11 protein-coding genes and 6 tRNA genes are annotated in these 9,334 nt (G+C 74.0%); 8 read left to right on the top strand and 9 right to left on the bottom strand.

Annotation, left to right across the window (positions count from 1 at the left end):
- Positions 1-568 precede the first annotated feature (568 nt).
- Positions 569-640, bottom strand: a tRNA-Val gene (locus IF37_RS0137195).
- A gap of 84 nt (positions 641-724) precedes the next feature.
- Positions 725-1,189: a TIGR02611 family protein gene (locus IF37_RS0137190; RefSeq protein ID WP_030753691.1), complete on the bottom strand. Its 465-nt coding sequence runs from the start codon at positions 1,187-1,189 to the stop codon at positions 725-727.
- Positions 1,190-1,380: 191 nt separating this feature from the next.
- On the opposite strand from IF37_RS0137190, the gene IF37_RS0137185 reads away from it, so the two are divergent.
- Positions 1,381-1,794 (top strand): SsgA family sporulation/cell division regulator, encoded by a 414-nt coding sequence (locus tag IF37_RS0137185; RefSeq protein ID WP_004002642.1) that lies wholly within the window; start codon positions 1,381-1,383, stop codon positions 1,792-1,794.
- A gap of 342 nt (positions 1,795-2,136) precedes the next feature.
- Entirely contained in the window at positions 2,137-2,697 is a 561-nt protein-coding gene (locus tag IF37_RS0137180) for a CGNR zinc finger domain-containing protein (protein WP_030753686.1), read from the top strand.
- 110 nt (positions 2,698-2,807) lie between these two features.
- Here the strand turns inward: IF37_RS0137180 and IF37_RS45130 are convergent, their stop codons facing one another.
- Both IF37_RS45130 and IF37_RS0137170 read right to left on the bottom strand, forming a co-directional pair.
- Positions 2,808-2,960: a hypothetical protein gene (locus IF37_RS45130; RefSeq protein ID WP_164932512.1), complete on the bottom strand. Its 153-nt coding sequence runs from the start codon at positions 2,958-2,960 to the stop codon at positions 2,808-2,810.
- Positions 2,961-3,114: 154 nt separating this feature from the next.
- The gene (locus IF37_RS0137170; protein ID WP_030753683.1) at positions 3,115-3,570 is read right to left on the bottom strand and encodes a hypothetical protein; all 456 of its coding nucleotides are present in this window, start codon (positions 3,568-3,570) and stop codon (positions 3,115-3,117) included.
- 207 nt (positions 3,571-3,777) lie between these two features.
- On the opposite strand from IF37_RS0137170, the gene IF37_RS0137165 reads away from it, so the two are divergent.
- Positions 3,778-4,311, top strand: coding sequence for a DsbA family protein (locus IF37_RS0137165; protein WP_106981937.1), 534 nt, complete (start codon positions 3,778-3,780; stop codon positions 4,309-4,311).
- Positions 4,312-4,457: 146 nt separating this feature from the next.
- On the opposite strand, the gene IF37_RS0137160 is transcribed toward IF37_RS0137165, so the two are convergent.
- From IF37_RS0137160 to IF37_RS0137150, 3 genes are all read right to left on the bottom strand, one after another.
- The gene (locus IF37_RS0137160; RefSeq protein ID WP_030753678.1) at positions 4,458-5,282 is read right to left on the bottom strand and encodes an N-acetyltransferase; all 825 of its coding nucleotides are present in this window, start codon (positions 5,280-5,282) and stop codon (positions 4,458-4,460) included.
- A 117-nt stretch (positions 5,283-5,399) separates the two neighbouring features.
- The gene (locus IF37_RS0137155; RefSeq protein ID WP_030753675.1) at positions 5,400-6,221 is read right to left on the bottom strand and encodes an aminotransferase class IV; all 822 of its coding nucleotides are present in this window, start codon (positions 6,219-6,221) and stop codon (positions 5,400-5,402) included.
- A complete protein-coding gene (locus IF37_RS0137150) occupies positions 6,218-7,261 on the bottom strand; it encodes a chorismate-binding protein (RefSeq protein WP_030753672.1) in 1,044 nt (347 codons plus the stop codon). Before IF37_RS0137150 ends, IF37_RS0137155 begins: the two co-directional genes overlap by 4 nt.
- A 178-nt stretch (positions 7,262-7,439) precedes the next feature.
- Here IF37_RS0137150 and IF37_RS0137145 point away from each other — a divergent pair.
- From IF37_RS0137145 to IF37_RS0137125, 5 genes are all read left to right on the top strand, one after another.
- A tRNA-Gly gene (locus IF37_RS0137145) sits at positions 7,440-7,512 on the top strand.
- 38 nt (positions 7,513-7,550) lie between these two features.
- A tRNA-Cys gene (locus IF37_RS0137140) sits at positions 7,551-7,624 on the top strand.
- Position 7,625: 1 nt separating this feature from the next.
- Positions 7,626-7,697: transfer RNA gene (locus IF37_RS0137135), tRNA-Val, on the top strand.
- Positions 7,698-7,738: 41 nt separating this feature from the next.
- A tRNA-Val gene (locus tag IF37_RS0137130) sits at positions 7,739-7,810 on the top strand.
- A 29-nt stretch (positions 7,811-7,839) separates the two neighbouring features.
- Positions 7,840-7,911 (top strand) — tRNA-Val (locus IF37_RS0137125).
- A 52-nt stretch (positions 7,912-7,963) separates the two neighbouring features.
- Here the strand turns inward: IF37_RS0137125 and IF37_RS0137120 are convergent.
- Together IF37_RS0137120 and IF37_RS0137115 are read right to left on the bottom strand one after the other, a co-directional pair.
- Positions 7,964-8,281 (bottom strand): zf-TFIIB domain-containing protein, encoded by a 318-nt coding sequence (locus IF37_RS0137120; RefSeq protein WP_079166066.1) that lies wholly within the window; start codon positions 8,279-8,281, stop codon positions 7,964-7,966.
- A 152-nt stretch (positions 8,282-8,433) separates the two neighbouring features.
- The coding region (locus tag IF37_RS0137115) for a phosphotransferase family protein (protein WP_030753666.1) at positions 8,434-9,334 on the bottom strand (901 nt) is incomplete at its 5' end.

Raw genomic sequence — 9,334 nt, 5'->3', positions numbered from 1 at the left:
GGCCGGGGTGGCGTGATCCCGCGTCCGGGCCGCCGCCGGTCCGCCGAACGCGCCGCCTCGCGACCACACCGTCCACCTCCCGGCCGCGCCGACGCCGTCGGCTCCCCCGCCCCCGCCGTCGGCCCCGCCGGGGCCGGTGAGCCCCGTCGGAGCCGGTGAGCCCCGTCGGCAGCGGCGAGCCTCGTCGGCAGGGCCGGTGCGCCCCGTCGGGGGGCGGTGAGCGTCGCCGGAGGTGATGAACGTCGTCAAGTCCGGTGAGCGCCGTCGGGGCTCCGCGCCGTCCTGGGGGCGGGAGCGGTCGCCACGGGCCCGCGGAGGCCGCCGCACGCCGTGGAGCCACGACGAGCGCCCGGAGGGCGGCGGCCGGCGTCACGGACCCCCTGGAACCCGTTCGGGCGTACGGTCCACCGCGCCGCCGCGGACGCCGACGGCGCGGCCGGTCGGGGACCGGGGTCCGCCGGGGGCCGCCGGGGTGGTCGCGGTCGCGGCGGCGCGTGTCGAGCCGACGGCCGGGGTGCGCAGACGCCGACGGCCCACCTGCTGGTCGCAGGTGGGCCGTCGGTCCGGGTGGGCGATACTGGGTTCGAACCAGTGACCTCTTCGGTGTGAACGAAGCGCTCTCCCACTGAGCTAATCGCCCGGGCGCAGGAAGAACATTACCCCATGTCAGGGGGTGCTTCCGACCAGGGCGGGGCGGTGGGCGCCGCCCCGCCCGGTACCGGTGTCACTGGTCCTTGATCTTCCAGGGCATGACGAGGCCGAACTTCCACAGGTAGATCCCGGCCAGGGCGCCGATGATCACCAGGCCGATCACGGTCAGCGTGATGTTGCGGCGGCGCACCCTGGGGTCGAGGGCCCGCTGAGCCGCCTCGGTGACCTTGCGTTTGGTCCAGCGGAGCACGAGCTGGGCCCAGACGAACTCGGTCGCCCAGATCGCCATGCCGCCGAAGATCACCACCCAGCCGGGCCCGGGCAGTGGCAGCATGATGATGCCCGCGACGACCACCGCGAGGCCCAGCACGAAGACCCCGACCTGCCAGCTCAGGTGCAGCAGACGGCGGGACTGGACGAATCGCGGCGCCCGCGAGCCGAGGCCGTCCCCGGCCCCGTCGCCGCCTTCCGGCCGGTCCCCGTTCACCCTGTCCGCTGCCACGACGGCCTCGCTCGATTCGTCACTCCCCGTATTCATACAGACAAACCCTACCCGAGTGAATCCAGTCACCGTAATGGCCGTAGATCCGGTACGAGTTCTCGGCCGGAAGAGTTACGTAAAGGCACGCAAAACCCTCAGAGGGGTTTACAACGGCACCGTAGGTGGCATGTCGATTTCGCCGACGTGCGAATCCCCGAGCGCACACTGAGCGAAAGGCCCTGGCGCTTATGAACACCACGGTCAGCTGCGAGCTGCACCTGCGCCTCGTTGTGTCGAGCGAGTCCTCCCTGCCTGTCCCCGCAGGCCTGCGGTACGACACGGCCGACCCCTACGCCGTGCACGCCACCTTCCACACCGGAGCCGAGGAGACCGTCGAGTGGGTGTTCGCCCGCGACCTCCTCGCCGAAGGGCTGCACCGGCCCACCGGCACCGGCGACGTCCGCGTCTGGCCATCGCGCAGTCATGGTCAGGGCGTCGTGTGCATCGCCCTCAGCTCCCCGGAGGGGGAGGCCCTGCTGGAGGCCCCGGCGCGGGCCCTGGAGTCCTTCCTGAAGCGAACCGACGCCGCCGTGCCGCCCGGCACGGAGCACCGGCACTTCGACCTGGATCAGGAGCTGTCGCACATCCTGGCGGAGAGCTAGGCCGCGGCCCCTCGAAGCAGCCCGGCGCCGTCCACTCGGGGAGACGGCTCGGGCCAAGACAACCGCATACGGCATGAGCCGACGCCGTCACCGTGAGACTCCGCGGGGCGGCGTCGGCACGTCACCCTCTGTCGCGGCCCGCGCACGGGCGGATACGCCGTGCGCACGGTCCCGTGGGCGCTCCCGGCGGCCGCCGCGACGCCTCGGGGAACCAGGTGGCCCACGGAGCCGTTCCACCGGTGAACCGGGGTCGGGCAAGGACGCGTACGGTCGGCGCGGTTGTCGCTACGATCGGCCAGCATCGGCGGGCGCCCGCCCGACCCCCAGGCCAGGGAGCGACACGTGCTGATCACCCACGACACCCGGTGTGCCCTCGACACCGTGGTGGATCTGGTGAACTCCGCGCCCGAGGACGACACGGCGGTTGACGGACTGCCCGATGTCCAGGCGCTCGCGGATTTCGCGCGCAACCACAGGATGAGCGACGTCGGCGTGCTGTCGGAGTTCGACCTCTCGGCGGTGCGCAGGGTCCGGGGGCGCTTCGCGGCGATCTTCGCGGCCCCGGACTCCCGGTCCGCCGCCGTCATGATCAACGAGCTGGTCGCCGCCGCGGGCACCACGCCCCGGCTGACGGACCACGACGGCTACGACTGGCACGTGCACTACTTCGCGCCGGGCGCCTCCGTGGCCGACCACCTGGCCGCGGACTGCGGGATGGCGCTCGCCTTCTTCGTGGTGGCCGGGGAGCGGGAACGGCTGCGGCGCTGCGAGGCACCGGACTGCCGGCGCGCCTTCGTGGATCTCTCCCGCAACCGCTCGCGCCGCTACTGCGACAGCCGCACCTGCGGGAACCGGCTGCACGTCGCCGCCTACCGGGCCCGCCGCAAGGAGGCCACGGGCTGAGAGGGCGGCAGACCGAGGGGAGCGGCGGCCGAGGGAGACGGCGGGCGACGGAGACGGCGGCTGGTGCGACGTCGGTCCCGGCGGGTGGCGCCGGGACGGACGTGTACGCCTCACAGCAGCAGCAGGTCGTGCAGCGCAGCCATGAGGATCAGACACCCGATCACCGCAAGGAAGATCATCAGCGGTGGCTGGGAGAGGGCGAAGAGGCACCCGCGAGGCTCGTCCTTCGGCGGCGCGGCCTCACTCTGTGTCGTGTCCAGCATCTCGCGGCAGATCATGGCGCACGCCGCGCCCCGGCCGCGATCAGCACGCACGGATCTTGCGGGAGTCACCGAATACCGCGAGGTCTCGTTCGGCTGGTGAACGATTCCGGACGCCGACCGACCCACTGTGTCGGTTCACCGAGTCATGTGACTGTCATATGCCGTGCTTCCTGAGGATGGCCTCGATGTCGCTGAAGTCCTCCGCCGGGTCCGGGGCGCGGGGTGCGGCGGACCGGGTGGTGGCGGGGCGTGCCCCGGGTCCGGTCGGCCCGCCCGGCGAGGGCGCGGAGGCCGCGGGCGCCACCGCGCCCCGCTCCGTCCGCCGGGCCGTCTCGCGCTCGGCGCCGCTGCCCGCGCGCCGGCGTTCCACGGCACGCGTACCGGCGAACAGGAGCCAGGCCGCGCCCAGCACGCCGAAGCCCGCCCAGGCGGTGGGGCTCAGCGCGGTGTCGGCGAGCCAGCCGACGACACCGGTCATCACCAGGCCGACCGGCACCAGGGAGTAGGCCGCGAGGCGGGCCGCCGTCAGGAATCGTTTGCGGTAGGCCGTGACCACGGCTATACCCAGGCCCGCCGCGGACACGGCGGAGCAGACTGTCTCGGCGATCATCCGGTCCTCCTCGCGGGCTCGGTCCGTCGCTTCCATCGTGCACCGCGGGACGGCCGCGAAGCCATGCTCCCGCCGCACATCGGGGACATCTCCGGGTCCTCTCCTACGGGAGCACCGGTCGGGTCCTACGGGAGCACCGGTCGGGGCCGCACCGGGCGCCGGGGCTCCGATTGGGTCGCCCGCGCCCCGCCTGGAAGACTGGTGGGCATGAGCGACTCCTCCCCCGCACGCGCCGACGCCCTCGTCCTGGACGTCTGGTGCGAACTCCAGTGCCCCGACTGCCGCACCGCCCTGGACGACATCCGTACGCTCCGGGCCCGCTACGGCGACCGGCTGGAGCTGCGGCTGCGGCACTTCCCGCTGGAGAAGCACCGGCACTCCTTCGCCGCCGCGCAGGCCGCCGAGGAGGCGCTGGAGCAGGGCAAGGGCTGGCCGTACGTGGAGGCCGTACTGGAGCGGGGGGCGGAACTGGACCTTCGGGGAGAACCCTTCCTCGTCGAGGTGGCCGGTGAACTCGGCCTGGACGCCGAGGAGTTCGACACCGCGCTGATCGACGGCCGGCACATCCTGATCGTCGACGCCGACCATGCCGAGGGCAAGGCGATCGGTGTGACCGGCACGCCGACGTACGTCATCGGCGGCGAACGCCTCGACGGCAGCAAGAGCCAGGAGGGACTGCGCGCCCGCATCGAGGAGATCGCGGACCGCCTGCTGGCCGACCAGGACGACCGCGAGTCCTGAGCGGCCCGCGAGCCGCCCACGTCCCGGGAGCCCGGGGCGGCGCGTCCGGCCCCGGGACGGCACGTCCGGCCCCGGGACGGCACGCCCCACGCTGGGGCGGCGCATCCCGGCCCCGGGAAGGCGTATCGGCCCCCGGGACGGCACCCTTAGATCAGTGGCTTGCTCAGGGAGCGGGTCACCGTCGCGTAGCCGAGTGACGCGTACAGCCGCTCGGCCGGGGTCTCGCCCGCGAACACGTTGAGGCCGAGGACCGCCCGGCCCGCCCCGATCGCCTGGCGTTCGGCCAGCAGCATCAGCGTACGGCCGTGTCCCCGGCCGCGGTGGTCCTCGTCGGTGCGCACGTCGAAGACGAACGCCATCTCCTCCTCCAGAGCCACCCACAGGGTGCCCACCCGGCTGCCCGCGTGCTCCAGCACGCTGAAGAGCATGCGGTCCGTGGCGAGTCCGTCCGGCAGCAGCCGCACGTGGACGCCGCGGGCCTTGGCCCGGGCCGCGGCCTCGGGGACGCCCCGGTCGATCCACATCCGCGCGAAGTGCTCGCTCTCCACCTCCCGCCACGCGTCGAACTCGGCCCCGGTCATCGGCCGCGCGTGACTGTCCGCGGGCAGCTCGGGCGGGGTGGCGCCGAGGCGCTTCTCCATGCGCCGGTTGCGCTCGGTGTAGCCGAGGACGCCGAACAGGCCCAGCGCGGCCTCGGCCGCGACCGGCACCACGGTCTCGATCTGCACGCAGCCCCAGCCCCGGGCGACCTCCTCCGCGGCGAGCGCCGCCACGGTGCCCCGGCCGCGCCTCCGGTCGGGTTCGGCGATCCGCAGGTCGACGACGCGGGCCACCGAATCGCCGAGGGACGGCGAGGTGCCGAGGCGGATCTCGCCGACGGGACGGCTGTTCACGCAGACCGCGTAGCGCCGCGAGCGGGTTCCGTCGGGGTGTTGCCGGAGCGGCTCGGCCGGCCGCAGGGTCGTGGTCATCACAGGTGTTCTACCCGCGGCGGCCGGAGGTGTCAGCCCGTTTTCCGGCATTCCGCCCGGGTCCGCCCGCGGTCGCCGCCCGTGCGCGCCGGCCCCCGCCGTCAGCCGGGCGGCGGCTCACGGGTCCGGCTCCTGCCGGGAGCGCTCGGCGAAGACGCGCACGACCTCGGCGGTCACAGACCCCCGCGTGCCGGGCAGTTCGCGTCCGTCGATCCGGTGCAGGGCCTGTACGTCCCGCAGGCTGGAGGTGAGGAAGACCTCGTCGGCGCGGAGGAGGACGTCCAGCGGCAGGTCGGTCTCCCTGGCGCCCGTCCACTGAAGGACCAGGGCCCGGGTGATGCCGGGCAGACAGCCGGAGGCGACCGGCGGGGTGTGCACCTCGCCGTCCAGGACGACGAAGACGTTCGACCCGGTGCCCTCGCAGAGCCGTCCGACCGTGTTGCCGAACAGCGCCTCGGAGGCGCCGAGTCGGTGGGCGCGGGCCAGGGCGACGAGGTTCTCGGCGTACGAGGTGCTCTTCACCCCGGCGAGGGCGCCGCGTTCGTTGCGGGTCCAGGGGACGGTGACCGCCACGGTGGAGTCCGGGCGGCGGGTGGTCGCGCCGACGGCCACCACCAGGGTCGGGCCGTGTTCACCGCGGCCGATGCCGAGCGGGCCGTGACCGCCGGTGCAGGTGATCCGCAGCCGGCCCAGCGGCATCGGGTTGGCCTCCAGCACGGCCGTGCAGGCGTGGCGCACCTCGTCGTGGTCGGGCTCGGGCAGACCGAGGACGCGGGCCGAGCGGGTCAGCCGGTCAAGGTGCCGGGTGAGCGCGAACGGCCGGCCGTCGACCGCCTTCACCGTCTCGAAGACGCCGTCGCCGACGGTCAGGCCGTGGTCGAGGACGGAGACCCGGGCGGACTCCGCCTCCCGCAGCCCGCCGTCCAGCCAGATCCTCATCCCGGCAGCCCCTCCGTCTCCTCGTACTCCCCCGACGCCACCGCGAGCAGCCGGGACGCCTTCAGCTCGGTCTCCCGCCACTCACCCTCCGGGTCGGACCCCCAGGTGATGCCGGCGCCCGTGCCGAAGCGCAGGACGCCGTCGGCGCGGTCGATCCAGAAGGTGCGTATGCCCACGGCCAGCTCGGCGGTGCCCCGGTCGGCGTCCACCCAGCCGATGCCGCCGCAGTACGGGCCGCGCGGGGCCGTCTCCAGCGCCTCGATGATCCGCAGGGCGCTCGACTTGGGGGCGCCGGTGACCGAGCCAGGCGGGAAGGCCGCGGCCAGCAGCTCCGGCCAGCCGGCGCCCGCCCGCAGTTCGCCGCGGACGGTGGAGACGAGGTGCACGAGCCCCGGGTGCTTCTCCACGGCGCACAGGTCGGGGACGGTCACGCTGCCGGTCGCGCAGACGCGCCCGATGTCGTTGCGGACCAGGTCCACGATCATCACGTTCTCGGCGTAGTCCTTCTCCAGCAGGTCGGCCTCGGTGCGCCCGGTGCCCTTGATCGGCCCGGACTCGACGGTACGGCCGTCCCGGCGCAGGAACAGCTCGGGCGAGGCGGTGGCGATCTCCACGCCGTGCCCGGGCAGGCGGACGGTTCCCGCGTACGGCGCGGGATTGCCCCGGGCCAGCAGGGAGGTCAGGGCGTCCACGTCGGCGTCGGGGGCGACCGGCGCGGTGAGCACCCGGCAGAGGTTGGCCTGGTAGACCTCGCCGGCCGCGATGTGCTCGCGGATGCGGCGGACGGCCGCCGTGTACGCGGCGCGGTCCAGGGAGGAGGTCCACTCCCCCGCCGCCGGGCCCCGCCAGCGGCCCGGCACCGGGGCGGGCACGGGCTCCTCCCGTACGTCCGCGAAGCGGGCGCAGGTCAGCCGGCCCTCGAAGTCCGCGCAGACGGCCCAGAAGCCGGTGGAGTCCAGGGCCGCCGGATCATCGGTGACGTCGAGGAGGCCGGTGGCGACGCGGTCGCCGAAGCGGGCCAGAGGAGGGTGGTGGAGCACATGGTCGAGTCTAGGTCGGGTGTCCGCCGGGTGGCCCGGGGATGTCCCGGAGGGTGCCCAGGCCGGCGGGTCCGCCGGGCGCACCGCAGCACGCTGCGCAAACGCGTTTTTGTACTGGCCCGGGAATCCGCTAGAGTTCAACACGTCGCCGGGACGCGCAAGCGGACCGAAACGACAGGCGGACGTAGCTCAGTTGGTAGAGCGCAACCTTGCCAAGGTTGAGGTCGCGAGTTCGAGCCTCGTCGTCCGCTCGAAGGAAGAAGGGGTCATCCCGATCCCCTACACTCCTGGTGGAGTGGCCGAGAGGCGAGGCAACGGCCTGCAAAGCCGTCTACACGGGTTCAAATCCCGTCTCCACCTCCAAGGACGATTAGCTCAGCGGGAGAGCGCTTCCCTGACACGGAAGAGGTCACTGGTTCAATCCCAGTATCGTCCACTGGATCTTCGGATCCTGGATCTTCTCGAAGGTCCCACCCCGCGCGATTAGCTCAGCGGGAGAGCGCTTCCCTGACACGGAAGAGGTCACTGGTTCAATCCCAGTATCGCGCACTGCCCGTGACTCGAATGTCACGGTCCGCGGACGATTAGCTCAGCGGGAGAGCGCTTCCCTGACACGGAAGAGGTCACTGGTTCAATCCCAGTATCGTCCACACATCGGTAAGCCCCCGGCCGTCTCGAACGGCCGGGGGCTTCCGCGTCTGCTCAGCTGGAGAAGAGCATGCGGCCGAAGCTCTTGTGGCGGTGGTGGTCGTAGTGACCGTGCCCCCCGTGGTGGCCGCCGTGCGGAGCGCCCCAGGCGGGCGCGGGCGGAGCCGCCGGGTACGCCTGAGGAGCCGCCGGGTACGCCTGCGGGGCGGCGGGCGGAGGCGGGGCCGGCTGCGCCCACTGGGCCTCCAGGCGGGTCAGCGCCTCCAGCTCGCCGTAGTCGAGGAAGATGCCGCGGCAGCCGCTGCACTGCTCGATCTGGACGCCGTTGCGGTTGTAGGTGTGCATCGGCGCATGGCACTTCGGACACTGCATGGTCGGCTCAACTCCTCGCCGGTCGGTCGTGCTTCGTGTTCCCCCCGGGACAGACTCCGTCCGGGCCGGGGCGGTTGCAGCCTAGGACCCGCTGTTCCGCACCGGGTCGGCCGGGGTGCCGGCCCGGACCGGACGATAGGCCCCCGCGGGACTCAGGGTGTCCGGCTCGGAGGGACGGCGGGCATGCGCGCGCAGGCGTCGGCCACGGCCTGCTCCACCTCGTCCAGCGGGCGGTCCGCCGCGAGCGCCTTGGTGATCGCCCGGGCGGCCGTCTGCGCGGTGAGCGCGCGGGCCGGGACGTCGAGGGCGGGCCAGGGGTCGCCGTCCGCGGGGACGGCCGGTCCGCCCGCCCGCCGGTAGGCGGCCAGGAAGCGGGCCCACTCGTCGGGCGGGAGGAGTCCGCAGGCGTACCAGGCGGCGGGCCGGGCGAGGTCCCAGGCCGGTACGCCGGCTCCCAGGTCGTCCACGTCGATCAGCTTCCACGGACCGCCCGGGAGGGGGTGCCGGACGAGCTGGCCGAGGTGCAGGTCGCCGTGGCAGAGGGCCGCCGGGCCGGGCATCGGGGCGGTCGCCCGGGCCCAGGCGGGGAGGGCGGCCCAGGCTGCCAGGACGGGTTCGGCGGCGGCGCGGGCCGGCGCGTGGGGCGCTGTGCGCCGGGCCGAGCGGAGCCGGTCGAGCGCGTGGGCGGCCTTGGCGGGGCCGCGCATCGGGGGGAGGCCGGGCGGGACCGGGGCGCGGTGCAGCCGGGCGAGGAGGGTGCCGGCCGCCTCCCAGGGGGCCGCGTCCGGATCGTCCGGGTCGACGGGGGCGCCGTACGGCCAGAGGGTGACCGGGCGGTCGCGCAGTACGGCCGGGGCGGGGGTGAGCGGGGGCAGGAACACGTCCGGGAGGCGGGCGGCCGCGGCGACGCGGAGGGCCAGTGCGGCGGGGTCGGTGTCCGGGGCGTGCGCCTTGGCGACGGCGTCGGCGTGCCGGACGACGGTGGCGTCGGGGCGGTCGGCGAGGAGGGTGTCGGCACAGGCGCAGGCGCAGGCGACGGCGGGGGTCCGGGGG

Source organism: Streptomyces sp. NRRL S-31 (assembly GCF_000718775.1).
Classification (GTDB): domain Bacteria; phylum Actinomycetota; class Actinomycetes; order Streptomycetales; family Streptomycetaceae; genus Streptomyces.
The sequence above is the reverse complement of the archived record's forward strand: the minus strand, read 5'-3'. Positions and strand labels throughout refer to the sequence as shown.

What these genes read in the sequence shown, in the direction of transcription:
- IF37_RS0137190 (WP_030753691.1), bottom strand. Translation starts at nt 1,189, where the DNA reads ATGAATACGGGGAGTGACGAATCGAGCGAGGCCGTCGTGGCAGCGGAC.
- IF37_RS0137185 (WP_004002642.1), top strand. Translation starts at nt 1,381, where the DNA reads ATGAACACCACGGTCAGCTGCGAGCTGCACCTGCGCCTCGTTGTGTCG.
- IF37_RS45130 (WP_164932512.1), bottom strand. Translation starts at nt 2,960, where the DNA reads ATGCTGGACACGACACAGAGTGAGGCCGCGCCGCCGAAGGACGAGCCT.
- IF37_RS0137170 (WP_030753683.1), bottom strand. Translation starts at nt 3,570, where the DNA reads ATGATCGCCGAGACAGTCTGCTCCGCCGTGTCCGCGGCGGGCCTGGGT.
- IF37_RS0137165 (WP_106981937.1), top strand. Translation starts at nt 3,778, where the DNA reads ATGAGCGACTCCTCCCCCGCACGCGCCGACGCCCTCGTCCTGGACGTC.
- IF37_RS0137160 (WP_030753678.1), bottom strand. Translation starts at nt 5,282, where the DNA reads ATGACCACGACCCTGCGGCCGGCCGAGCCGCTCCGGCAACACCCCGAC.
- IF37_RS0137155 (WP_030753675.1), bottom strand. Translation starts at nt 6,221, where the DNA reads ATGAGGATCTGGCTGGACGGCGGGCTGCGGGAGGCGGAGTCCGCCCGG.
- IF37_RS0137120 (WP_079166066.1), bottom strand. Translation starts at nt 8,281, where the DNA reads ATGCAGTGTCCGAAGTGCCATGCGCCGATGCACACCTACAACCGCAAC.